At 66.2% G+C, this 20220-nt stretch carries 31 protein-coding genes; 30 read left to right on the top strand and 1 reads right to left on the bottom strand.

Annotation, left to right across the window (positions count from 1 at the left end; all coding sequences use genetic code 11):
* Nucleotides 1-102: 102 nt before the first annotated feature.
* Both BM066_RS12780 and BM066_RS12775 read left to right on the top strand, forming a co-directional pair.
* A complete protein-coding gene (locus tag BM066_RS12780) occupies nucleotides 103-948 on the top strand; it encodes a GIN domain-containing protein (RefSeq protein ID WP_089928429.1) in 846 nt (281 codons plus the stop codon).
* Between the two features lie 125 nt (nucleotides 949-1073).
* Entirely contained in the window at nucleotides 1074-2081 is a 1008-nt protein-coding gene (locus tag BM066_RS12775) for a glycoside hydrolase family protein (RefSeq protein ID WP_177218449.1), read from the top strand.
* 215 nt (nucleotides 2082-2296) lie between these two features.
* Here BM066_RS12775 and BM066_RS12770 read toward each other — a convergent pair whose 3' ends face one another.
* Nucleotides 2297-3061 (bottom strand): TonB-dependent receptor, encoded by a 765-nt coding sequence (locus BM066_RS12770; protein ID WP_089928427.1) that lies wholly within the window; start codon nucleotides 3059-3061, stop codon nucleotides 2297-2299.
* A gap of 676 nt (nucleotides 3062-3737) precedes the next feature.
* Between BM066_RS12770 and rpsJ the strand changes: the two genes are divergently transcribed.
* The 28 genes from rpsJ (at nucleotide 3738) to BM066_RS12625 (ending at nucleotide 20210) form a co-directional block, all read left to right on the top strand.
* Nucleotides 3738-4046, top strand: coding sequence for a 30S ribosomal protein S10 (rpsJ, locus tag BM066_RS12760; RefSeq protein ID WP_004616952.1), 309 nt, complete (start codon nucleotides 3738-3740; stop codon nucleotides 4044-4046).
* 14 nt (nucleotides 4047-4060) lie between these two features.
* The gene (gene rplC / locus BM066_RS12755) at nucleotides 4061-4828 is read left to right on the top strand and encodes a 50S ribosomal protein L3 (RefSeq protein ID WP_089928424.1); all 768 of its coding nucleotides are present in this window, start codon (nucleotides 4061-4063) and stop codon (nucleotides 4826-4828) included.
* The gene (rplD, locus tag BM066_RS12750; RefSeq protein WP_089928421.1) at nucleotides 4828-5466 is read left to right on the top strand and encodes a 50S ribosomal protein L4; all 639 of its coding nucleotides are present in this window, start codon (nucleotides 4828-4830) and stop codon (nucleotides 5464-5466) included. Before rplC ends, rplD begins: the two co-directional genes overlap by 1 nt.
* Entirely contained in the window at nucleotides 5466-5762 is a 297-nt protein-coding gene (locus BM066_RS12745; RefSeq protein WP_029912290.1) for a 50S ribosomal protein L23, read from the top strand. The genes rplD and BM066_RS12745 overlap by 1 nt, the downstream gene beginning before the upstream one ends.
* 3 nt (nucleotides 5763-5765) lie before the next feature.
* Complete coding sequence (gene rplB / locus BM066_RS12740) at nucleotides 5766-6602, top strand: 50S ribosomal protein L2 (RefSeq protein ID WP_029912291.1); 837 nt, start codon at nucleotides 5766-5768, stop codon at nucleotides 6600-6602.
* 3 nt (nucleotides 6603-6605) lie between these two features.
* Nucleotides 6606-6884, top strand: a complete 279-nt coding sequence (rpsS, locus tag BM066_RS12735) for a 30S ribosomal protein S19 (protein ID WP_012285669.1) — start codon at nucleotides 6606-6608, stop codon at nucleotides 6882-6884.
* Between the two features lie 3 nt (nucleotides 6885-6887).
* Nucleotides 6888-7268, top strand: coding sequence for a 50S ribosomal protein L22 (rplV, locus tag BM066_RS12730; protein WP_012285670.1), 381 nt, complete (start codon nucleotides 6888-6890; stop codon nucleotides 7266-7268).
* Nucleotides 7268-8017, top strand: a complete 750-nt coding sequence (gene rpsC / locus BM066_RS12725) for a 30S ribosomal protein S3 (protein ID WP_062145540.1) — start codon at nucleotides 7268-7270, stop codon at nucleotides 8015-8017. The genes rplV and rpsC overlap by 1 nt, the downstream gene beginning before the upstream one ends.
* Nucleotides 8018-8029: 12 nt before the next feature.
* Nucleotides 8030-8470: a 50S ribosomal protein L16 gene (rplP, locus tag BM066_RS12720; protein ID WP_012285672.1), complete on the top strand. Its 441-nt coding sequence runs from the start codon at nucleotides 8030-8032 to the stop codon at nucleotides 8468-8470.
* Nucleotides 8467-8661 carry a 50S ribosomal protein L29 gene (gene rpmC / locus BM066_RS12715; RefSeq protein ID WP_012285673.1) on the top strand — a complete coding sequence of 65 codons (195 nt, stop codon included), beginning with the start codon at nucleotides 8467-8469 and terminating at the stop codon, nucleotides 8659-8661. Before rplP ends, rpmC begins: the two co-directional genes overlap by 4 nt.
* Before the next feature lie 10 nt (nucleotides 8662-8671).
* On the top strand, nucleotides 8672-8911 hold the full coding sequence (rpsQ, locus tag BM066_RS12710) for a 30S ribosomal protein S17 (RefSeq protein WP_018112915.1): 240 nt from the start codon (nucleotides 8672-8674) through the stop codon (nucleotides 8909-8911).
* Between the two features lie 17 nt (nucleotides 8912-8928).
* Complete coding sequence (gene rplN / locus BM066_RS12705; RefSeq protein WP_007662742.1) at nucleotides 8929-9297, top strand: 50S ribosomal protein L14; 369 nt, start codon at nucleotides 8929-8931, stop codon at nucleotides 9295-9297.
* Nucleotides 9297-9611: a 50S ribosomal protein L24 gene (rplX, locus tag BM066_RS12700; RefSeq protein ID WP_018061184.1), complete on the top strand. Its 315-nt coding sequence runs from the start codon at nucleotides 9297-9299 to the stop codon at nucleotides 9609-9611. The genes rplN and rplX overlap by 1 nt, the downstream gene beginning before the upstream one ends.
* Nucleotides 9604-10161 carry a 50S ribosomal protein L5 gene (gene rplE / locus BM066_RS12695; protein ID WP_018113051.1) on the top strand — a complete coding sequence of 186 codons (558 nt, stop codon included), beginning with the start codon at nucleotides 9604-9606 and terminating at the stop codon, nucleotides 10159-10161. The genes rplX and rplE overlap by 8 nt, the downstream gene beginning before the upstream one ends.
* Before the next feature lie 21 nt (nucleotides 10162-10182).
* Complete coding sequence (rpsN, locus tag BM066_RS12690; protein ID WP_018061186.1) at nucleotides 10183-10488, top strand: 30S ribosomal protein S14; 306 nt, start codon at nucleotides 10183-10185, stop codon at nucleotides 10486-10488.
* A gap of 10 nt (nucleotides 10489-10498) precedes the next feature.
* Complete coding sequence (gene rpsH / locus BM066_RS12685; RefSeq protein ID WP_007662733.1) at nucleotides 10499-10897, top strand: 30S ribosomal protein S8; 399 nt, start codon at nucleotides 10499-10501, stop codon at nucleotides 10895-10897.
* 18 nt (nucleotides 10898-10915) lie between these two features.
* On the top strand, nucleotides 10916-11449 hold the full coding sequence (gene rplF / locus BM066_RS12680) for a 50S ribosomal protein L6 (RefSeq protein WP_018061187.1): 534 nt from the start codon (nucleotides 10916-10918) through the stop codon (nucleotides 11447-11449).
* 3 nt (nucleotides 11450-11452) lie between these two features.
* A complete protein-coding gene (gene rplR / locus BM066_RS12675; RefSeq protein WP_018061188.1) occupies nucleotides 11453-11809 on the top strand; it encodes a 50S ribosomal protein L18 in 357 nt (118 codons plus the stop codon).
* A 10-nt stretch (nucleotides 11810-11819) separates the two neighbouring features.
* The gene (gene rpsE, locus BM066_RS12670; RefSeq protein WP_018113050.1) at nucleotides 11820-12425 is read left to right on the top strand and encodes a 30S ribosomal protein S5; all 606 of its coding nucleotides are present in this window, start codon (nucleotides 11820-11822) and stop codon (nucleotides 12423-12425) included.
* Between the two features lie 3 nt (nucleotides 12426-12428).
* Nucleotides 12429-12623, top strand: a complete 195-nt coding sequence (gene rpmD, locus BM066_RS12665; RefSeq protein ID WP_018061055.1) for a 50S ribosomal protein L30 — start codon at nucleotides 12429-12431, stop codon at nucleotides 12621-12623.
* A 161-nt stretch (nucleotides 12624-12784) separates the two neighbouring features.
* Nucleotides 12785-13270, top strand: coding sequence for a 50S ribosomal protein L15 (gene rplO, locus BM066_RS12660; RefSeq protein ID WP_018113048.1), 486 nt, complete (start codon nucleotides 12785-12787; stop codon nucleotides 13268-13270).
* A 273-nt stretch (nucleotides 13271-13543) separates the two neighbouring features.
* On the top strand, nucleotides 13544-14902 hold the full coding sequence (secY, locus tag BM066_RS12655) for a preprotein translocase subunit SecY (RefSeq protein ID WP_018061133.1): 1359 nt from the start codon (nucleotides 13544-13546) through the stop codon (nucleotides 14900-14902).
* Between the two features lie 134 nt (nucleotides 14903-15036).
* Nucleotides 15037-15606: an adenylate kinase gene (locus BM066_RS12650; protein ID WP_089928418.1), complete on the top strand. Its 570-nt coding sequence runs from the start codon at nucleotides 15037-15039 to the stop codon at nucleotides 15604-15606.
* 174 nt (nucleotides 15607-15780) lie between these two features.
* Nucleotides 15781-16149, top strand: coding sequence for a 30S ribosomal protein S13 (gene rpsM, locus BM066_RS12645; protein WP_012285684.1), 369 nt, complete (start codon nucleotides 15781-15783; stop codon nucleotides 16147-16149).
* Nucleotides 16150-16161: 12 nt separating this feature from the next.
* A complete protein-coding gene (gene rpsK, locus BM066_RS12640; protein WP_018112960.1) occupies nucleotides 16162-16551 on the top strand; it encodes a 30S ribosomal protein S11 in 390 nt (129 codons plus the stop codon).
* A gap of 75 nt (nucleotides 16552-16626) precedes the next feature.
* The gene (locus BM066_RS12635; protein WP_018061159.1) at nucleotides 16627-17643 is read left to right on the top strand and encodes a DNA-directed RNA polymerase subunit alpha; all 1017 of its coding nucleotides are present in this window, start codon (nucleotides 16627-16629) and stop codon (nucleotides 17641-17643) included.
* A gap of 184 nt (nucleotides 17644-17827) precedes the next feature.
* Nucleotides 17828-18241 carry a 50S ribosomal protein L17 gene (gene rplQ / locus BM066_RS12630; protein WP_026176397.1) on the top strand — a complete coding sequence of 138 codons (414 nt, stop codon included), beginning with the start codon at nucleotides 17828-17830 and terminating at the stop codon, nucleotides 18239-18241.
* A gap of 166 nt (nucleotides 18242-18407) precedes the next feature.
* Complete coding sequence (locus tag BM066_RS12625; RefSeq protein ID WP_143093724.1) at nucleotides 18408-20210, top strand: methyl-accepting chemotaxis protein; 1803 nt, start codon at nucleotides 18408-18410, stop codon at nucleotides 20208-20210.
* The last annotated feature ends 10 nt before the right edge of the window (nucleotides 20211-20220 follow it).

Raw genomic sequence — 20220 nt, 5'->3', positions numbered from 1 at the left:
GCCCAATCATGACAACCGGGTCATGACCTCGAATTAAGTCGTTTCTCGATGGGGGCGCGGCTAGCTTTCCCTCAACAAACGTTTTGCTTCGAGGGAACACCGATGCGCGCTCTTCTGCTCCTGGCCACCGCCACCACCGCCGCCGCTGTGGGCTTCGCCGGGGCCGCCGCCGCCAATCCGTCCGTGAAGATCAAGGACGCCGTGGCCCGGGTGGTCGTGGTGCCCGAGGCCCGCGGCGACGTGAAGGTCGAATTCCTGACCACCAACAAGAGCCTGCCGCTGAACATCCGCCAGAACGGCTCCGACGTGACGGTCGACGGCGGCTTGCGCCGGAACCGCATCAACGGCTGCAACACGGTGATGGGCAAGACGGTGGTCTACGTGCGCGGCGTCGGCGACGTGAAGTGGGAGGATATCCCGCAGATCGTGGTCCGCGTGCCGATGGACGCCGAGGTCGGGGCCGCCGGCGCGGTGTTCGGCAGCGTCGGTCGCACCGACCGCCTGGAGCTCTCCAACGCCGGCTGCGGCGACTGGACCGTGGCCAACGTCAGGGGCAAGCTGGAGCTGAGCCAGGCCGGTTCGGGCGACACCAAGGCTGGCAGCGCCGGCTCGGCCGAGATCAACATCGCCGGTTCCGGCGACGTCAAGACCCAGGAGATCGGCGGCGACCTGGAGGTCAACATCGCCGGCTCCGGCGGGGTGACCAGCGCCAGCGTCAACGGCAAGCTGGAAGCCAACATCGCCGGCTCCGGCGACGTCACGGTCAACGGCGGCCGCTCGCGGTCGGTCGAGGTCAGCATCATGGGCTCGGGCAATGTCGATTTCGGCGGCGAGGCCGACGCGGTCGAGGTGTCGGTCGCCGGCTCGGGCGACGTCCGCATCGCCAAGGCCAACGGCCCGGTCCACAAGTCGGTGGCCGGCTCGGGCGAGGTGATCATCGGCCGCTAGGGCGGGGGCCTCTATCATTGTCATCCCGGCTTTCCGCTCCGCTCCAGCCGGGATGACAATTGCCGGAGTAAATGCTCTCTCTCGGACCCTTCGCGGCGAGGCGCCGTGTTCGTCTGGGAAGCGGCATGAAACGACTGGCGTTGGCTCTGATCTGCGCGCTGGCGCTGCCCGCCGTTTCTCAGGCCGCGGCGGCCCCCAAGCCGCTCTATCGTGATCCGGTCACCGACGGCGCGGCCGACGTATCGATCGTGTTCGACCAGGCCCGCCGCGAGTGGGTGATGTTCTACACCAACCGCCGCGCCACGATGAAAAGCCCCGACCCCCAGGACGTGGCCTGGGTCCACGCCACGCCGATCGGCATGGCGACGTCGAAGGACAGCAAGGCCTGGCGCTACAGGGGCGTGGCCAGGATCCCCGCCGCCTGCACGGGCCAGACCCTGTGGGCCCCGGAGCTCTACGCCGAGGGCGGCGTCTATCACATGTGGCTGACCGTGGCGCCGGGCGTGTTCCATCGCTGGGGCGAGCCGGGCGCGACGGCGCGGATCGTCCACCTGACCAGCAAGGACCTCAAGGCCTGGACCTGCGGCGACACGCTGGACCTGGGCTCGGACCGGGTGATCGACGCCAGCGTGGCCAAGGTCGGCGGCCGCTACCGCCTCTGGTACAAGGACGAGCGCCAGGGCAGCCGGATCGTGGCGGCCGAAAGCCCTGACTTGGTTCATTGGAAGACCGGCGGCAAGCCGGTGGTCGACATGGCCGCCGAGGGGCCCAAGGTGTTCCGCTGGAAAGGCGCCTGGTGGATGGTCGCCGACGCCTGGAAGGGCCTGATCGTCCTGCGCTCGGACGATGCCGAGACCTGGACCCTGCAGCCGACGCGCCTGCTGGAGCAGCCTGGGGGCCAGCCCACCGACACCGCCAAGGGCCAGCACCCCGATGTGGTGGTCAGCGGGGGCAGGGCGTTCCTCTACTATTTCGTCCACCAGTCGAACGAACCGCAGGCCAAGACCGACCCCTATTACGGCCAGCGAACCGTCATCCAGGTCGCGGAGCTGAAGGAAGCCGACGGCGTGTTGTCGGTAGACCGCGAGGCGCCGGTCGAGCAGGGGCTGGCGGCGCCCGAGCCTCACCCTTGATCCGCTCATCCCGGCGAATGCCTGGACCCAGATCCTAAAGCTGAGAGACTGATTGGATGGGCTCAGCGCTCTTGGCGTCAGCCACACCGTTTGTCCATCTGGGTCCCGGCGTTCGCCGGGATGAGCGGAGATGGGGACGTATATATAAAGTGAAACGCCCCGGAGCCTGAGCCCCGGGGCGTTCCTTTGTCCACCGTAGGGCGAACGGCGGCCGCTTAGCGGACGCCGAAGCCGAACAGGGTGTCGGCGTCGATCAGGTCGGCGCCCGAACGGTCGCGAGTCTTCAGGCTGCCGCCGAAGGTGTAGCGGAAGCCAACCTTCACGGCTTCGGCGTTCAGGTCGGCCAGGTCCTTGGACTCGGTGTGGGTGTACTTGCCGAAGGTCGACCAGCCGGTGTTGGCGAACTTGTATTCGCCGCCGACATTGACGTCCCAGATGTCGGCTTCCAGGCCGGCGTCAGCGTCCAGCTTCGAGTAGCCGGCGCCGGCGTCCAGGCGGAAGTCGTCCGAGACGAAATAGCGGGCTTCGCCGCGCACGGCGTACAGGTCGGCGTCCAGGTCGTTCGACTGGCCGTAGGCGACCAGGCCGTTCAGGGTGACCTTGTCGAAGTACTTGGAGGCTTCGGCGCCGACGGCCCACAGGGTGTCGTTCGACGGACGCGACAGGGCGGCGAAGCCGCCGACGCGCACGGTGTCGCCGGCGACCAGGGTCGTGGCGTGAGCGGCGGTCGAGGCGACGGTTTCGTCGCTCAGGTCGTTGTCGTTGACCGAGACGTTGCCGTTCAGGGTGACGGTCCAGGCGCCGGTCGGGATGGCGACGTTGCCGTCGACCTTCACCGAGGTGCCGTCGGCGTCGATGCCGGTGGCCTTGACGTCGCTGTAATTCACCGCGGCGCCGATCGAGCCGACGTTCTGGGCGAAGGCGGGAGCCGAGACGGCCAGCGCCAGGACGGCGGCGGCGGCGAAGAGTTGGGTCTTCATAGTGGGTAATCCCCTTACTGTGTGGCCTCGATCGGCGGGCGGTCGTTTTGGGGAGGGCCGCCCGTCCGTCGAGGAGCGGCGGATCTATGGAGCTTCGCCCGGGGCGGCAAGGCCGAACGGTGCGGTCATAGAGAATTGATGCAGTTTTATGACACTTGCGCGGGCAGGTTAACGTGCCTATCGCGCGCGCCAGCGTGTTCATAACTTTGCGCCGTATTTCGAGCCTATTTCATGTGACGGCGTTATATTTGGACTAACCTCAGCGACCCTGGGTTCCTCCGGCGAATACCGGGCCTCCAGTTGAGAGCGGGTGTCGCATCGGACGGATGATCAAGCTTGGCGGGGGGCTCGGCGCTCGCCGGATAGGCCGGGGGAGGGCGGGGCGGGGAAGTCCAAAGACCCTTCCGAAACCCGCCCCGAACCGCTTGACGAAACCGATTCACACACGTAAAAGCCCCCCTCTGTTGGACCGGCTGTGAGCTTTCGGGCTCAGACGCGGTTCGCGAACGACTGCCGATCGCGCCTTCTGGGGCGCAGTTTTCAGTCACCGGCCCTCACGGGAGACCGTGCGGGCCAATTTGTTTTGCGGACGCTGCGTTCGGACCCCTCGCGGGGACCGAGTTGGTCTTTGAAATGGTTCGAGACGCGGGCGCAGCCCACTAGGAAACCGAGCGATATGGATCGTCAGAACATCCGCATCCGGCTCAAGGCCTTCGATCACCGCGTGTTGGATCATTCCACGCGCGAGATCGTCAATACGGCCAAGCGCACGGGTGCGACGGTACGGGGCCCGATCCCCCTGCCCACGCTTATCGAGAAATTCACCGTCAACCGCTCGCCGCACGTCGACAAGAAGTCGCGCGAGCAGTTCGAGATCCGTACGCACAAGCGCGTCCTCGACATCGTTGATCCGACTCCGCAGACCGTGGACGCGCTGATGAAGCTCGACCTGTCGGCCGGCGTCGACGTCGAAATCAAGCTGTAAGGAGGGCCGAACAGATGACTCTCCCCGCTAATCGTACTGGCGTGATCGCCAAGAAGCTGGGCATGACCCGCTTCTTCGATGAAACCGGACAGCACGTCCCGGTCACCGTCCTGTCGCTGGACGGTTGCCAGGTCACGGGCCAGCGCACGGTCGAGAAGGACGGTTACACCGCCCTGCAACTCGGCGCCGGCGCCAAGAAGCCCAAGAACACCTCCAAGGCCCTGCGCGGCCACTTCGCCAAGAACTCGGTCGAGCCCAAGCGGATCGTCGCCGAATTCCGCGTCGAAGAGTCGGCCCTGATCGAAGTGGGCGCGGAATTCACCGCCGACCACTACGTCGCCGGCCAGAAGGTGGACATCCAAGGCATCACCGTCGGCAAGGGTTTCGCCGGCGCCATGAAGCGCTGGAACTTCGGCGGTCTGCGCGCCACCCACGGCGTCTCGGTCTCGCACCGTTCGCACGGCTCGACCGGTAACCGCCAGGATCCGGGCCGCACGTTCCCGGGCAAGAAGATGGCCGGTCACCTGGGTCAGGAAACCGTCACCACCCTGAACGTCACCGTCTGGAAAGTGGACGTCGAGCGCGGCCTGATCCTGGTCAAGGGCGCTGTCCCCGGCTCGGAAGGCTCCTACGTCAAGGTTCGCGACGCGATCAAGAAGGCGGCTCCGGCCGACCTGCCGCGTCCGGGCGCCTTCCGCAAGGCTGGCGAGGCTCCGGCCGCCGCCGCTGAAACCCCCGCTGAGGAAGCCCCCGCGGCGACGACCGAAGAGGGCGAAGGCTAATGAAACTCGACGTCATCAAACTGGACGGCGGCAAGGCCGGCTCCGTTGATCTCGACGACGCCATCTTTGGCATCGCCGACATCCGCGGCGACATCCTGCAGCGCGTCGTCACCTGGCAGCTGGCCAAGCGCCGCTCCGGGAACCACAAGATTCAGGTTCGTAACGAGGTCTCTCGTACGAGCAAGAAGATGTACAAGCAAAAGGGCACCGGCTCGGCCCGTCACGGTTCGCGCCGTGCGGCCCAGTTCGTCGGCGGCGCCAAGGCCCACGGCCCTGTCGTCCGCAGCCACGCGTTCGATCTTCCCAAGAAGATCCGCGCCATGGCTCTGCGCCACGCTCTGTCCTCGAAGGCCAAGGCCGGCGCGCTCGTCGTGCTGGACAGCGCCGTTCTGACCGACCCGAAGACGGCCGCCCTGCGCGCCAACTTCGACAAGATCGGCCTGAAGAACGCCCTGGTCATCGCGGGTCCGGAAGTGGACGCGAACTTCAAGCTCGCCGCCCGCAACATTCCGAACGTGGACGTGCTGCCGAACGCCGGCCTGAACGTCTACGACGTGCTGCGTCGCCAGACCCTCGTCCTGACCAAGGACGCGATCGAGGCGATCTCGGCCCGTTTCGCTGAGAAGGAAGCCGCGTAATGGCCGCTACCGCCCGCCACTACGACACGATCCTGTCGCCGGTGATCACCGAGAAGGCCACCCTGCTCAGCGAGCAGAACAAGGTCGTCTTCCGCGTGGCCGCCGATGCGTCGAAGGACGAAATCGCCGCCGCAGTCGAAGAGCTGTTCAAGGTCAAGGTCACCAAGGTCAACACCCTGGTCACCAAGGGCAAGACCAAGCGCTTCCGTGGCATCGTCGGACGCCGTTCCGACGTCAAAAAAGCCATCGTGACCCTGGCCGACGGCCAGTCGATCGACATCACGACGGGGCTCTAAGACATGGCCTTGAAGCACTTCAACCCGACCAGCCCCGGCCAGCGCGGCCTGGTGCTGATCGACCGCAGCGAGCTCCACAAGGGCCGCCCGGAAAAGAAGCTGGTCGAAGGTCTGACCAAGTCGGGCGGTCGCGGCGGCAACGGCCGCATCGCGGTCCGCTTCCGCGGCGGCGGCGCCAAGCGCCTGTACCGTCTGGTCGACTTCAAGCGTCGTAAGCAAGGCACGGCCACGGTCGTCCGCCTCGAGTACGACCCGAACCGCACCGCCTTCATCGCCCTGATCAAGTATCAGGACGGCGAGCTGGCCTACATCCTGGCCCCGCAACGCCTGAAGGCCGGCGACGAAGTCGTCACCGCCGACAAGGTCGACGTGAAGCCGGGCAACGCCTCGCCGCTGCGCACCCTGCCGATCGGCACGATCATCCACAACGTCGAGCTGAAGCCCGCCAAGGGCGGTCAGATCGCGCGTTCGGCTGGCGCCTACGCCCAGCTGGTGGGTCGTGACGCCGGCTACGCCCAGATCCGCCTGAACTCGGGCGAGCTGCGCATGGTGCTGGACACCTGCATGGCCACCGTCGGCGCCGTGTCGAACCCGGACCACATGAACGAAAACCTCGGCAAGGCCGGGCGCGTTCGTCACATGGGCCGTCGTCCTCACGTCCGCGGCGTCGCCATGAACCCGGTCGACCACCCGCACGGCGGTGGTGAAGGCCGCACCTCGGGCGGCCGTCACCCGGTGACCCCGGCTGGTAAGCCGACCAAGGGCGCCAAGACCCGCGTCAACAAGGCCACGGATAAGTTCATCATCCGTTCGCGCCACAAAGCGAAAAAGGGCCGCTAAGCCATGACCCGCTCCGTCTGGAAAGGCCCGTTCGTCGACGGGTACCTCCTGAAGAAGGCCGACGCCGCTCTCGCGTCGGGCCGCAAGGACGTCATCAAGACCTGGTCGCGCCGCTCGACCATCATGCCGCAGTTCGTCGGCCTGGTGTTCGGCGTGCACAACGGTCAGAAGCACGTTCCCGTCTCCGTGTCGGAAGACATGGTCGGCATGAAGTTCGGTGAGTTCGCGCCCACCCGCAACTTCCCCGGCCACGCCGCCGACAAGAAGGCGAAGAGGAAGTAGGCCATGAGCCAAGCTAAACAACCTCGCCGCCTGCCGGCCAATGAAGCGATGTGCAAGGTCCGCACCCTGCGCACCAGCGCCCGCAAGCTGAACCTGGTCGCTCAGTCCATCCGTGGCCTGAACGTCCAGCGCGCTCTGAACGAGCTCGAGTTCAGCCACAAGCGTATCGCTCAGGACGTCCGCAAGGCGCTGTACTCGGCCATCTCCAACGCCGAGAACAACCACAACCTCGACATCGACTCGCTGGTCGTCGCCGAGGCCTATGTGGGCAAGAACCTGGTGATGAAGCGCTTCTCGCCGCGTGCGCGCGGTCGGGCCACGCGCGTGGAAAAGCCGTTCTCCGAGATCACCATCGTGGTCCGCGAACTGGGTGAGGCCGCCTGATGGGTCAGAAAGTCAATCCGGTCGGGCTGCGGCTCGGCGTCAACCGTACCTGGGACAGCCGTTGGTTCGCCGACGGCGACCAATACGGCAAGCTCCTGCACCAGGACCTGGCGGTCCGTGCGATGCTCAAGAAGCGCCTGTATCAAGCCGGCGTCTCGCGCATCATCATCGAGCGTCCCCACAAGAAGTGCCGCGTGACCATCTACGCGGCGCGTCCGGGCGTGATCATCGGCAAGAAGGGCGCCGACATCGACAAGCTCCGCAAGGATCTGTCGGTGATGACCGAAGGCGAGGTTCACCTGAACATCGTCGAGATCCGCAAGCCGGAAACCGACGCCCAGCTGGTGGCCGAGTCCATCGCCCAGCAGCTCGAGCGCCGGATCGCCTTCCGTCGCGCCATGAAGCGGTCGATCCAGTCGGCCGTCCGTCTCGGCGCCAAGGGCATCCGCATCAACGTGTCGGGCCGCCTCGGCGGCGCGGAAATCGCGCGGATGGAATGGTATCGCGAAGGTCGCGTGCCGCTCCACACCCTGCGCGCCGACATCGACTACGGCTTCGCGGAAGCCAAGACCACCTACGGCATCATCGGCGTGAAGACCTGGATCTTCAAAGGCGAAGTGCTGGAGCATGACCCGATGGCGCTCGACAAGCGTCTGGCGACCGAGTCCGGCCCGGCCGGCGAGGGCGGCGGACGCGAGCGCGGCGATCGTCCCGACCGGGGCGACCGCGGCCGTCGCGATCGGGGCTAAGGATAGAGCGCTATGCTGTCACCGAAAAAAACCAAGTATCGCAAGCAGTTCAAGGGCCGCATCCACGGCACCTCGAAGGGCGGCACCCTGCTGAACTTCGGTTCGTACGGCCTGAAGGCCGTCGAGCCGGAGCGCATCACGGCTCGCCAGATCGAAGCTGCTCGTCGCGCCATCACCCGCCAGATGAAGCGTCAAGGCCGCGTCTGGATCCGTATCTTCCCGGACGTGCCGGTCACCGGCAAGCCGGCCGAAGTCCGGATGGGTAAGGGCAAGGGCGCCGTGGACCACTGGGCCGCTCGCGTGGCTCCGGGCCGCATCATGTTCGAAATCGACGGCGTGCCGGACGATATCGCGCGCGAAGCCCTGCGCCTTGGCGCCGCCAAGCTGCCGATCCGTACCCGCGTCGTCACCCGCATCGACGCCGGTGCGGCTCTGGAGGCCGAAGCGGCATGACCAAGATCCAAGACATCCGGGGCATGACTCCCGACCAACTCGCCGAGCAGCTGCTCAACCTGAAAAAGGAGCAGTTCAACCTGCGCTTCCAGGCGGCGACCGGTCAGGTGGAAAAGACCCACCGCGTCGGCGAGATCCGCAAGGAAATCGCCCGCATCAAGACCGTGCTGCGCGCCAAGGCCGCGGCTTAAGGAGAACGATATGCCCAAGCGTATCCTCGAAGGGGTTGTCGTCTCCGATAAGGGCGACAAGACCGTGGTGGTTAAGGTCGAACGGACCATCGTTCACCCGCTGCTGAAGAAGATTGTGCGTCAGTCGAAGAAGTACCACGCGCACGATGAGAGCAATGCGTACAAGGCGGGCGAAGTGGCCCGTATCATCGAGTGCGCTCCGAAGTCCAAGCTGAAGACCTGGGAAGTCCTTCCCAAGGCTTCCGCTTAATCTGGAAGGTTTGAACCATGATCCAGATGCAAACTAACCTGGAAGTCGCCGATAACTCCGGCGCCCGCCGGGTCATGTGCATCAAGGTGCTGGGTGGCGCGGGTCGTCGCTACGCCAGCGTCGGTGACGTGATCGTCGTGTCCGTGAAGGAAGCCATTCCGCGCGGCCGCGTGAAGAAGGGCGACGTGCTCCGCGCCGTCGTCGTTCGCGTGAACCAAGGCATGAAGCGTAAGGACGGGTCGCTGATCCGTTTCGACAAGAACGCCGCGGTCATCGTCAACAAGCAGAGCGAGCCGGTCGGCACGCGGATCTTCGGCCCGGTTCCTCGCGAACTGCGCGCCAAGAACCACATGAAGATCATCTCCCTCGCCCCCGAGGTGCTGTAATGGCTGCCAAGATTAAGAAGGGCGACCGCGTTGTCGTCCTGGCCGGCAAGGACAAGGGCAAGCAAGGCGCTGTGACCCAGGTTCTCCCCAAGGAAAACCGTGTCCTGGTGCAGGGCGTGAACCTGGTTCAACGCCACACCAAGCCGACTCAAGCCGAACCGCAAGGCGGCATCAAGAGCAAGGAAGCGGCGCTGCACGTCTCGAACGTCGCGCTCGTTGACTCCAACGGCAAGGCCACCCGCGTCGGCTTCAAGATCGAAGGCGACAAGAAGGTGCGCGTCGCCAAGACGACGGGCGAGGTGATCAATGGCTGATCAAGCTTACGAACCCCGGCTGAAGTCCGAGTATCGCGCGCGCATCCGCGCCGCGATGAAGGAACAGTTCGGCTACACCAACGAAATGCAGATCCCCAAGCTGGACAAGATCGTCCTGAACATGGGCATCGGCGAGGCCGTGGCCGACTCCAAGAAGGCCCAGACCGCGCTGAAGGATCTGATGGCCATCGCCGGCCAGAAGCCGGTCGCCACGAAGGCCCGCAAGTCGATCGCCGGCTTCAAGCTGCGCGAAGGCATGGTGGTCGGCGCCAAGGTGACCCTCCGCAAGGACCGGATGTACGAGTTCCTCGACCGCCTGGTCACGATCGCGCTGCCGCGCGTGAAGGACTTCCGCGGCCTGAACGGCAAGAGCTTCGACGGCCGTGGCAACTACGCCATGGGCCTGAAGGAGCACCTGGTGTTCCCGGAAATCAACTATGACCAGATCGAACAGATCTGGGGCATGGACATCATCGTCTGCACCACTGCGAAGACCGACCAGGAAGCCAAGGCTCTCCTGAAGGAATTCCAGTTCCCGTTCACCAATTAAGAGCGGGCAGGGAAACACACCATGGCCAAGAAAAGCGCCGTTAACCGTAATCTCGCGGTCAAGGCCCTCGTCAAGCAATACGCCGACAAGCGCGCCGCGCTGAAGGCGATCGCCAACGACGAAAGCCTGCCGCTGGAAGAACGCTTCGAAGCCCGCCTGAAGCTCGCGAAGCTTCCGCGCAGCTCGTCGGCCGTTCGCATTCGCAACCGCTGCGAAGTGACCGGCCGCCCGCGCGCCTACTATCGCAAGCTGAAGATGAGCCGGATTGCTCTGCGCGAACTGGGTTCGCAAGGGCAGATCCCCGGCCTCGTCAAGTCGAGCTGGTGAGGACGATCAGATGTCGATGAACGATCCCCTGAGCGATATGATCGCTCGCATCAAGAACGCCGCCACGCGCAAGCGCGCCAAGGTCGCGACGCCGGCTTCCAAGCTGCGCGCCCGCGTCTTGGACGTGCTGGCCGACGAAGGCTACATCCGCGGCTACTCGCTGGTCGAGAAGCCCGGCGCGTTCCCCGAATTCGAGATCGAGCTCAAGTATTTTGACGGTGAGCCCGTGATCGCCGAGATCAGCCGCGTGTCCAAGCCTGGCCGTCGCGTCTATTCGTCGATCAAGGACCTGAAGCCGATCAAGAACGGCCTGGGCATCTCGATCCTTTCGACGCCGAAGGGCGTCATGTCGGACTCCGCCGCACGCGACGCTAACGTCGGTGGCGAAGTCCTCTGCCGCGTCTACTAGGCGCGGGAGGGAAAGAGCATGTCACGTATCGGTAAGAAGGCCGTCTCGATCCCCAAGGGCGTCACCCTGACGCTCGAAGGCCAGACGGTGTCGGTGAAGGGGCCCAAGGGCCAACTCTCCTGGACGGTTCCGGAAGAAATCGAGATCAAGGTCGAAGGCGAAGAGCTGACCCTGGTCCCGCGGAACGAGTCCACCCGCGCCAAGTCGATGTGGGGCCTGTCCCGCACGCTGGTCGCCAACATGGTGCACGGCGTCACCACGGGCTTCGAGGAAACCCTCGAGCTGGTGGGCGTCGGTTACCGCGCCGCGATGAAGGGCACCGCGCTCTCCATCCAGCTCGGTTTCTCCCACGACGTGGACGTCGAGGCTCCGGCCGGCGTCACCTTCGCGGTGCCCAAGCAGACCGAAATCAAGATCGCCGGCGCTGACAAGCAGGCGGTCGGCGAGATTGCCGCGAAGATTCGTCGCATCCGTCCGCCGGAGCCCTACAAGGGCAAGGGCGTGCGTTATGCTGGCGAGAAGGTTCGCCGCAAGGAAGGCAAGAAGAAGTAAGCCATGGCGCTCTCTCCTCGTGAATCCGTCGCTCGTCGCGCCCAGCGCACGCGCACCCGCCTCAAGGCCCTGTCCAACGGTCGTCCGCGCCTGTCGGTCTTCCGTTCGTCCAAGAACATCTACGCCCAGGTCATCGACGATGAACGCGGCGTGACCCTGGCTTCGGCCTCCACCCTCGAGGGTGAAGGTTCGGCCAAGGGCGCGGACAAGGACGCGGCTGCTCTGGTCGGCAAGCTCGTCGCCGAACGCGCCATCGAAAAGGGCGTCAAGGACGTCGTCTTCGATCGCGGCGGCTACATCTTCCACGGACGGGTGAAAGCCCTGGCCGACGCCGCGCGCGAAGCCGGCCTGAACTTCTAAGGGAAACATCATGGCTCGTGGTGACCAACAGCGCGGTGAAGGCGGCCAACGCCGGGACCGTCGCGACCGCAACGCCCCCGAGGAGCGGGTCGACAGCGACATCGTCGAAAAGCTCGTCCACATCAACCGCGTCGCCGCCACCGTTAAGGGCGGCCGTCGCTTCAGCTTCGCCGCTCTGATGGTCGTCGGCGACCAGAAGGGCCGCGTCGGCTACGGTCATGGCAAGGCGCGTGAAGTGCCGGAAGCCATCCGCAAGGCGACCGAAGAAGCCAAGAAGACCATGGTCCGCGTCCCGCTCCGCGAGTCGCGCACCCTGCACCACGACGGCTACGGCCGTTGGGGCGCCGGCAAGGTCATGATGCGCGCGGCCCCTCCCGGCACCGGCGTCATCGCCGGCGGTCCGATGCGCGCGGTTCTCGAAACCCTGGGCGTCCAGGACGTCGTGGCCAAGTCGACGGGTTCTTCGAACCCGTACAACATGGTCCGCGCCACGTTCGAGGCCCTGAAGGTTCAATCGTCGCCCCGCCAGATCGCCGCCAAGCGCGGCAAGAAGGTCGGCGACATTCTCGGCCGCCGCGCCGACGGGGCCTCGGCTCCGGACGCCATCGAGGGCTAAGACATGGCTACCGCTAAGCAAGCTAAGACCGTGAAGGTTCGCCAGACCGGCAGCCCGATCCGTCGCAACGCCATCCAGCGCGCGACGCTGGCCGGTCTGGGTCTCAACAAGCTGGGCCGCGAGTCCGAGCTGGAAGACACCCCGGCGGTCCGCGGCATGATCCGCAAGGTTCAGCACCTGCTGGAAATCGTCGAGTAGTTCTGCTACGAGACGTCGAAATCGCCACCCCGGTGAAAGCCGGGGTGGTTTTCGTTTGAAACCTCGACCTCGGTCGAGGTTCGGCGAAGCCAAATTCTAGATCGTTTTTTCAAGCCGAGTCCGGCCGCTGGCCGGGCGCAGATCTCCAAGGAGAGGCACACATGACCAAGCTGAATGAACTGGCTCCGGCTCCCGGCTCGACCAAGGGCCGCATGCGTATCGGCCGCGGCCCGGGCTCGGGCAAGGGCAAGACCGGCGGTCGCGGCGTGAAAGGCCAGAAGGCGCGCTCGGGCGTCGCCATCGCCGGCTTCGAAGGCGGCCAGATGCCGCTGCACATGCGCATGCCCAAGCGCGGCTTCAACAACCCCTTCCGCCTGGAGTTCGCCGAGGTGAACCTGTGGCGCCTGGAGCAGGCCGTGGCCGCCGGCAAGCTGAAGGCCGGCGCCGAGCTGGCCGCCGCTGACCTGGTCGCCGCCGGCGTGATCCGCCGCGAACTGGACGGCGTGAAGCTGCTGGGCAAGGGCGAGATCAAGTCGGCCCTGAAGCTGACCGTCTATTCGGCGACCGAAGCGGCCATCAAGGCCGTGGAAGCCGCCGGCGGTTCGGTGACCGTGACCAAGAAGGCCAAGGCGCAAGCCGAAGCCTAAGACCATAATGTCATCCCGAATACGGCGCCTGGCGCCGTCGCCGGGTCGCGCGGAGCGGGCAGGGGAGACCCCGCCAGGTCCGCGGTTTCCCGCCGGGATGACAGAATAACGAGGCTCGCCGTGACATCGCGGCGGGCCTCACCTATGTACGGCTCCGTACTCGGGCCTTGTCCGGCCCCCGGCGATTCACCGCCGCCCGGACCCGGCTCGGATTTATGCTTGGAGCGCGACCTGGCCGCGGACGCGGCGCGCGCTCTCGACGTGGGGATTTGAATGGCCTCGGCCGCCGAACAACTCGCAGCCAACATGAACTTCGGGTCCTTCCAGAAGGCCACCGAACTTCACAAGCGCATCTGGTTCACGCTCATCGCCCTGATCGTCTACCGGCTCGGCACCTATGTGCCGATCCCGGGGATCAATCCGGAAGCCTTCGCCGCCGCGTTCTCGCAGCAGTCGAAGGGCATCCTGGGCATGTTCAACATGTTCTCGGGCGGCGCCGTGCAGCGCATGGCCGTGTTCTCGCTGAACGTGATGCCCTACATCAGCGCCTCGATCATCGTGCAGCTGATGGGCTCGGTGTATCCGCCGTGGGAGAAGCTGAAGAAGGAAGGCGGCGAAGCCGGCCGCAAGACCCTAAACCAGTACACCCGCTACCTGGCGGTCGTGCTGGCCGTCGTGCAGTCGTTCTCGATCGCCGTGGGCCTGCAGAGCCAGGCCAACATGGTGGTGGGCGGCATCGCCCCGGCGTTCTTCGTCATCTCCACGGTCGTGGCCCTGACCGGCGGCACCCTGTTCCTGATGTGGCTGGGCGAGCAGATCACCAGCCGCGGGGTCGGCAACGGCGTTTCGCTGATCATCTTCACCGGCATCGTCTCGGCCCTGCCGCTGGGCGTGGTGCAGATGTTCACCCAGGTGCAGACCGGCGCGATGTCGGGCTTCGCCCTGTTCGCCGTGGCCGTGCTGGCCGTGGCGGTGATCTTCTTCATCGTCTTCGTCGAGCGCTCGCAGCGCCGGCTGCTGGTGCACTATCCCAAGCGCCAGCAGGGCAACCGGATGATCGGCGGCGACACCTCGTTCATCCCGCTGAAGCTGAACACCGCCGGCGTCATTCCGCCGATCTTCGCCTCCAGCCTGCTGCTGCTACCGACCACCGCCATGGGCTTCCTGGCGACCGCCAACCTGCCCAACTGGCTGCAATGGCTGCCGACCGTGGTCGGCGCCCTGCAGCACGGCCAGCCGCTGTTCATGGTGCTCTACGCGGCCCTGATCATCTTCTTCTCGTTCTTCTACACCTCGGTCGTGTTCAATCCCGACGAGACGGCGGAGAACCTGCGCAAGTACGGCGGCTTCATGCCGGGCATCCGCCCGGGCAAGCGGACGGCGGAATATCTGGACTATGTCCTGACCCGCCTGACGGTGATCGGCGCGGCCTACATCACCGCGGTCTGCATCCTGCCGGAACTGCTGATGAACAGCATGGGCCCGACCAAGTTCGCCCTGGGCGGCACCTCGATCCTGATCGTCGTGACCGTGACCATGGATACGGTCGCCCAGATCCAGTCCCACCTGCTGGCGCACCAGTACGAGGGCCTGATCAAGAAGTCGAAGCTGCGCGGCGGCAAGGGGCGTTAAACCCTCTTCCGCGCGACGGAAGGCAAGAGCGCGGAAGCCGGTTTGTCACAAACCGGCTTCCGTTTTTATCGAACCCACTCTAGGTCTGAGCGGGGCGCGGGCGGCAGATCCGCGGAAACGCAGGAAGCGCATTGATGAACTTGATCCTGTTCGGTCCGCCCGGGGCGGGGAAGGGCACTCAGGCCAAGCGCCTGGTCGAGCAGCGCGGCATGGTCCAGCTGTCGACCGGCGACATGCTGCGCGCCGCCATCGCCTCCGGCTCGGAGCTTGGGACGAAGGTCAAGGCCGTTCTGGATCGCGGCGACCTGGTCACCGACGAGATCGTCATCGCCCTGATCGAGGACCGTCTGCCCGAGGCCGAGGCGGCCGGCGGCGCGATCTTCGACGGCTTCCCGCGTACGGTCGCCCAGGCGCAGGCCCTGGACGCCATGCTGGCCAAGCGGGGGCAGAAGATCGACTCCGTTCTCCGACTCAAGGTAGACGAGCCCGCCCTGATCGAACGCATCACCAAGCGGTACGCCGAGCAGGGACGGTCGGACGACAATCCCGAAACCTTCGTGAACCGCCTGGACCGCTACAACGCCGACACGGCGCCGCTGCTCCCGTACTACCGGGAGCAGGGCAAGCTGTCGGAAGTCGACGGCATGGGATCCGTGGAAGCGGTGGCCGGCTCCATCGACGCCGCGCTTTCGGTCGTGGCTTAAGACTTCGTTGGAATCCTCTCGATTGAGCGGATTCCGCCATTGACGGACGCGCAACTATCCCTATAACGGGGCGCTTCCGCGAAAGGGCGCGATCTGTGCGCGCCGGACTGGGTCGAAAGACCGGGCCGGGCGCGCCGTTCGCGTCTTTAGTGCGTGACTAGGAGAACATTAGACGTGGCCCGTATCGCAGGCGTCAACATCCCGACGAACAAGCGCGTTTTGATCGCGCTTCAGTACATTCATGGCATTGGCCAGAAGTCCGCTCGTGACATCGTCACCAAGGTGGGCATCGACGACGCTCGCCGGGTCAACCAGCTGACCGACGCCGAAGTGCTCGCGATCCGTGAAACGATCGACAAGGACTTCACCGTCGAGGGCGACCTGCGCCGCGAAAACTCGATGAACATCAAGCGCCTGATGGACCTGGCCTGCTATCGTGGCCTGCGTCACCGCAAGGGCCTGCCGGTCCGCGGTCAGCGCACGCACACGAATGCTCGTACCCGCAAGGGTCCGGCCAAGCCGATCGCCGGCAAGAAGAAATAAGGTAGCCTGACGATGGCCAAGGAACCGGCTCGCGTTAAAAAGCGCGAACGCAAGAACATCACCTCGGGCGTGGCGCACGTGAACGCCTCGTTCAACAACACCATGATCACCATCACCGACGCTCAGGGGAACACCATCTCCTGGTCGAGCGCCGGCATGATGGGCTTCAAGGGCTCGCGCAAGTCGACCCCGTACGCCGCTCAGATGGCTGCGGAAGACGCGGGCAAGAAGGCCGCCGAGCACGGTGTGAAGACCCTCGAGGTCAACGTGTCGGGTCCGGGTTCGGGCCGTGAGTCGGCCCTGCGCGCCCTCCAGGCCGCCGGCATGACCATCACGACGATCCGCGACGTGACGCCGATCCCGCACAACGGTTGCCGTCCGCCCAAGCGTCGTCGCGTCTAGTACTTTTTAGACTCAATTCTCCTTCGCCGGCTGCGCAAAACGCGGCCGGCGAGCCGCGTTCAAGGGATCGACCACGTGATCGAAAGAAACTGGAACGAGCTGATCCGTCCTGAGAAGCCGCAAATCGAGACTGGCGCCGACGCGACCCGCAAGGCTCGCATCGTGGCTGAGCCGCTCGAGCGCGGCTTCGGTGTGACGCTCGGCAACGCTCTCCGCCGCGTCCTGCTCTCCTCGCTGCAAGGCGCCGCCGTCACCGCCATCCAGATCGATGGCGTGGTGCACGAATTCTCCTCGCTCGAAGGCGTCCGCGAAGACGTCGTCGACATCGTTCTGAACATCAAGCAACTGGCCGTGCGGATGCACGCCGAAGGCCCCAAGCGCATGACCCTGCGCGCCACGGGCCCCGGCCCGGTGACCGCCGGTCAGATCGAAACCCCGGCCGACATCGAGATCCTGAACCCCGACCACGTGCTGTGCACGCTGGACGACGGCGCTTCGGTGCGCATGGAGTTCACGGTCAACACCGGCAAGGGCTACGTCCCGGCCGACCGCAACCGTCCGGAAGACGCGCCGATCGGCCTGATCGCCGTCGACGCCCTGTACTCGCCGGTCAAGCGCGTCGCCTACCGCGTCGAGCCGACTCGCCAGGGCCAGTCGCTGGACTATGACAAGCTGATCCTGGAAGTGGAAACCAACGGCGCCGTGACGCCGGTGGACGCGGTGGCCTACGCCGCCCGCATCCTGCAAGACCAGCTGCAGATCTTCATCACCTTCGAAGAGCCCAAGGCCAAGACCGCCGACGAGGCCAAGCCGGAACTGCCGTTCAACCCGGCCCTGCTGAAGAAGGTCGACGAACTGGAGCTGTCGGTCCGCTCGGCCAACTGCCTGAAGAACGACAACATCGTCTACATCGGCGACCTGATCCAGAAGACCGAAGCCGAGATGCTGCGCACCCCGAACTTCGGCCGCAAGTCCTTGAACGAGATCAAGGAAGTGCTGGCCGGCATGGGCCTGCACCTGGGCATGGACGTGCCGAACTGGCCGCCCGAAAACATCGAAGACCTGGCCAAGAAGTTCGAAGACCAGATCTAAGATTTAAGTACCGCGCTTAATCCGGGCCGTTCTCTCTGGAGAGCGGCCTGGGCCTTTTGAAGCCGCAACAGCGGTGGAGGGCCCCGGCGCTTCGTTCTGAACCCGGCCGGGACGCCGCCGGGATTGGTGACAATCAGCGCTTTTTCTTCGCGCGACAGCGGGCCAAGGCCCAGGAGAGACCACAATGCGTCACGGTAAAGCTCACCGTAAACTGGGCCGTACGTCCGCTCACCGCACCGCCATGTTCGCCAACATGTCGGCCTCGCTGATCAAGCACGAGCAGATCGTCACCACCCTGCCCAAGGCCAAGGAACTGCGTCCGTTCGTCGAAAAGCTGGTCACCCTGGCCAAGCGCGGCGACCTGCACGCCCGCCGTCAGGCCATCTCGACCGTCCGCGACGTCGAGCAAGTCGGCAAGCTGTTCGCCACCATCGGTCCCCGCTACAAGGACCGTCAGGGCGGCTACATCCGCGTCCTGAAGGCCGGCTTCCGCTACGGCGACAACGCCCCGCTGGCCGTCATCGAGTTCGTCGACCGCGACGTTTCGGCCAAGGGCAAGGACTCCGGCCCGGTGTTCACCGCCGACTCGGAAGACTAGGATTTTCAGCCTCGGCTGACGGAAAAGGCCCCGGAGCGATCCGGGGCCTTTTTTGCGTCCAGTCGCCGGGACGGGTTGCAATGCGCCCCGCTTTCGCTCCGGTAGAGGTTTGTTCACCTCATCGCCGCATCCTTCACCGTTAAGAACTCTCGGGGGAGGGATGGAGATGAAGATCTCCGGCGTCATGCGCGTCTTCGGCGGCGCGCTCGCGGCGGGCGTGGTCCTGGCCGGCGGGCTGGCCCTGTTCGCGATCGAGGGCCTGCGGGTCGGCGGGCCGCTGTTCCGCCAGATCGTCGACAACAAGGACATCGTCGCCGACATCCTGCCGCCGCCGCTTTATGTGGTCGAGGCCGATCTGGTGGCCACCAAGCTGATGGCCCACCCCGAGACGGTGGACGCCGCCGCCGACAAGCTGGCGGCCCTGCGCAAGGACTACGACGCCCGCCGCGCCTATTGGACGACCGCGCCGATCGACCCGGAGATGCGCACGCTGCTGGTCGACCAGTCCGCGGCCCCCGCCATGGAATTCTGGCGCGAGATCGATCAGGAGATCCTGCCCGCTGTCCGGTCCGGCGACCTGGAGCGGGCTCGGCGAGGCCTCGCCCGGGCCGACGCCGCCTACGAGGCCCATCGCGCCGTGATCGACAAGGTCGTGGTCATGGCCAACCACCACGCCGCCGCGGTCGAGGCGCGCGCCGCGGCCCAGACCCGCCTGGCCTTCGTCCTGCTGGCGGGGGCGGGGGCGCTGATGCTGTTGGTGGTCGGCGGCGGGATCGTGCTGACGAGCCGCCGCATCGTCCGGCCGATCCAGGCCATGACCGGCTTCATGGGCCGGCTGGCGGCCGGCGACTACGACCGGGCCGTGCCGTTCGCCGGGCGGGGCGACGAGATCGGCGAGATGGCCAGTTCGGTGGCCGTGTTCCGCGAGGCGATCGTCGCGCGACGGACGGCCGAGGACCGGATCGCGGCCGAACGCGACGAGACCGAGGCCGCCAAGGCCCGGCACGACGCCGAGCGGCGGGCCGAGGAGGCCGGACGCCTGCGGGTGGTCGAGGCCCTGGGCGCGGCCGTGGGCCGGCTGAAGGCCGGCGACCTGACGGCGCGGCTGGAGACGGTCTTCCCCGACGCCTACGAAGGGCTGCGCGGCGACTTCAACCGGGCGATCGCCGGGCTCGAGGCGGCCATGGTCGAGGTGGTCGAGGGCGCGGGCGGCCTGCGGGCCGGGGCCGGCGAGATCAGCGGCGCGATCGGGGACCTCTCGGCCCGCACCGAGCGCCAGGCCGCCAGCCTGGCCGAGACGGCCGCCGCCCTGGGCGAGGTCAGCGCCAGCATCAGGCGCACCGCCGAGGGGGCGAACGAGGCCAACGCCGCGGTGATCGACAGCCGCGCGGTCGCCGACCGTTCCAGCCAGGTCGTGGGCCGCGCGGCCCAGGCCATGGGCCAGATCGAGAGCTCGTCGGCCAAGGTGTCCCAGATCCTTGGCGTGATCGACGAGATCGCCTTCCAGACCAATCTTCTGGCCCTGAACGCCGGGGTCGAGGCGGCGCGGGCGGGGGACGCCGGCCGGGGCTTCGCGGTCGTGGCCCAGGAGGTCCGGGCCCTGGCTCAGCGATCGGCGGAGGCGGCCAAGGAGATCAAGGGGCTAATCTCAGAATCGTCCGATCATGTCCGCTCGGGCGTGACCCTGGTCGGCGAGGCCGGCGCGGCCCTGGGCGACATCGTCGAGCGGGTCGGGGCGATCGGCGGCCTGATGGAGCAGATCGCCCAGTCTAGCCGCGAGCAGGCGGCGGGCCTGGCCGAGGTCGACCTGGCGGTCGGCCAGATGGACCAGGTCATCCAGCAGAACGCCGCCATGGCCGAGCAGGCCACCGCCGCCAGCCGCGGTCTGGCGGACGACGCCGTGCGCCTGGAGGCCCAGGTCGAGCACTTCCAGGTTTCGAGCGAGCGGAACATCTGGGCGGCGGCCTAGAACCGCCGTC

This window comes from Caulobacter sp. UNC279MFTsu5.1, assembly GCF_900114015.1.
Classification (GTDB): domain Bacteria; phylum Pseudomonadota; class Alphaproteobacteria; order Caulobacterales; family Caulobacteraceae; genus Caulobacter.
This window is presented reverse-complemented; position numbering and strand designations above follow the sequence as displayed.

Bases quoted from the DNA above. Each gene is read 5' to 3' on its own strand.
- rpsE (WP_018113050.1), top strand. From the start codon at position 11,820: ATGGCTCGTGGTGACCAACAGCGCGGTGAAGGCGGCCAACGCCGGGAC.
- rpmC (WP_012285673.1), top strand. From the start codon at position 8,467: ATGACCAAGATCCAAGACATCCGGGGCATGACTCCCGACCAACTCGCC.
- rplX (WP_018061184.1), top strand. From the start codon at position 9,297: ATGGCTGCCAAGATTAAGAAGGGCGACCGCGTTGTCGTCCTGGCCGGC.
- rpsH (WP_007662733.1), top strand. From the start codon at position 10,499: ATGTCGATGAACGATCCCCTGAGCGATATGATCGCTCGCATCAAGAAC.
- rpsJ (WP_004616952.1), top strand. From the start codon at position 3,738: ATGGATCGTCAGAACATCCGCATCCGGCTCAAGGCCTTCGATCACCGC.
- BM066_RS12650 (WP_089928418.1), top strand. From the start codon at position 15,037: ATGAACTTGATCCTGTTCGGTCCGCCCGGGGCGGGGAAGGGCACTCAG.
- rplO (WP_018113048.1), top strand. From the start codon at position 12,785: ATGACCAAGCTGAATGAACTGGCTCCGGCTCCCGGCTCGACCAAGGGC.
- BM066_RS12775 (WP_177218449.1), top strand. From the start codon at position 1,074: ATGAAACGACTGGCGTTGGCTCTGATCTGCGCGCTGGCGCTGCCCGCC.
- rplC (WP_089928424.1), top strand. From the start codon at position 4,061: ATGACTCTCCCCGCTAATCGTACTGGCGTGATCGCCAAGAAGCTGGGC.
- rpsN (WP_018061186.1), top strand. From the start codon at position 10,183: ATGGCCAAGAAAAGCGCCGTTAACCGTAATCTCGCGGTCAAGGCCCTC.
- rpsK (WP_018112960.1), top strand. From the start codon at position 16,162: ATGGCCAAGGAACCGGCTCGCGTTAAAAAGCGCGAACGCAAGAACATC.
- rpmD (WP_018061055.1), top strand. From the start codon at position 12,429: ATGGCTACCGCTAAGCAAGCTAAGACCGTGAAGGTTCGCCAGACCGGC.
- rplF (WP_018061187.1), top strand. From the start codon at position 10,916: ATGTCACGTATCGGTAAGAAGGCCGTCTCGATCCCCAAGGGCGTCACC.
- secY (WP_018061133.1), top strand. From the start codon at position 13,544: ATGGCCTCGGCCGCCGAACAACTCGCAGCCAACATGAACTTCGGGTCC.
- rplQ (WP_026176397.1), top strand. From the start codon at position 17,828: ATGCGTCACGGTAAAGCTCACCGTAAACTGGGCCGTACGTCCGCTCAC.
- BM066_RS12625 (WP_143093724.1), top strand. From the start codon at position 18,408: ATGAAGATCTCCGGCGTCATGCGCGTCTTCGGCGGCGCGCTCGCGGCG.
- rplV (WP_012285670.1), top strand. From the start codon at position 6,888: ATGAGCCAAGCTAAACAACCTCGCCGCCTGCCGGCCAATGAAGCGATG.
- BM066_RS12770 (WP_089928427.1), bottom strand. From the start codon at position 3,061: ATGAAGACCCAACTCTTCGCCGCCGCCGCCGTCCTGGCGCTGGCCGTC.
- rplP (WP_012285672.1), top strand. From the start codon at position 8,030: ATGCTGTCACCGAAAAAAACCAAGTATCGCAAGCAGTTCAAGGGCCGC.
- rplB (WP_029912291.1), top strand. From the start codon at position 5,766: ATGGCCTTGAAGCACTTCAACCCGACCAGCCCCGGCCAGCGCGGCCTG.
- rpsS (WP_012285669.1), top strand. From the start codon at position 6,606: ATGACCCGCTCCGTCTGGAAAGGCCCGTTCGTCGACGGGTACCTCCTG.
- rplR (WP_018061188.1), top strand. From the start codon at position 11,453: ATGGCGCTCTCTCCTCGTGAATCCGTCGCTCGTCGCGCCCAGCGCACG.
- rplD (WP_089928421.1), top strand. From the start codon at position 4,828: ATGAAACTCGACGTCATCAAACTGGACGGCGGCAAGGCCGGCTCCGTT.
- BM066_RS12780 (WP_089928429.1), top strand. From the start codon at position 103: ATGCGCGCTCTTCTGCTCCTGGCCACCGCCACCACCGCCGCCGCTGTG.
- rplN (WP_007662742.1), top strand. From the start codon at position 8,929: ATGATCCAGATGCAAACTAACCTGGAAGTCGCCGATAACTCCGGCGCC.
- BM066_RS12745 (WP_029912290.1), top strand. From the start codon at position 5,466: ATGGCCGCTACCGCCCGCCACTACGACACGATCCTGTCGCCGGTGATC.
- rpsC (WP_062145540.1), top strand. From the start codon at position 7,268: ATGGGTCAGAAAGTCAATCCGGTCGGGCTGCGGCTCGGCGTCAACCGT.
- rpsQ (WP_018112915.1), top strand. From the start codon at position 8,672: ATGCCCAAGCGTATCCTCGAAGGGGTTGTCGTCTCCGATAAGGGCGAC.
- rplE (WP_018113051.1), top strand. From the start codon at position 9,604: ATGGCTGATCAAGCTTACGAACCCCGGCTGAAGTCCGAGTATCGCGCG.